This window comes from Citrobacter sp. TBCS-14 (genome assembly GCF_005280805.1).
Taxonomy (GTDB): Bacteria; Pseudomonadota; Gammaproteobacteria; order Enterobacterales; family Enterobacteriaceae; genus Citrobacter; species Citrobacter gillenii.
Genome location: NZ_SZWM01000439.1, coordinates 1 through 201 on the forward strand (window position 1 = coordinate 1; position 201 = coordinate 201).

1 pseudogene is annotated in these 201 nt (G+C 33.3%); it reads right to left on the reverse strand.

Annotated elements, in window-relative coordinates:
- Window positions 1–201: pseudogene (locus tag FDX22_RS30520) on the reverse strand (pentapeptide repeat-containing protein); the annotation flags it as partial.

Here is a 201-nt window from a genome sequence, read left to right on the forward strand (position 1 = left end):
TTGTTGACACTCTGGTTTAGCCATATTCTTAATGGATTCGAATAATTTATTATTTTTACTGAAGATATTTTTTCCCAACAACATTATCTCATTCAACCTTGCTGCTGCTTCAGGCTGACTATCTTCGCTAAAATTGTCACGTATTAAACTAGTATCAAGTAGTTGTTCAGTTGCTATACTTGTTCTACTTAGATTTGCCTC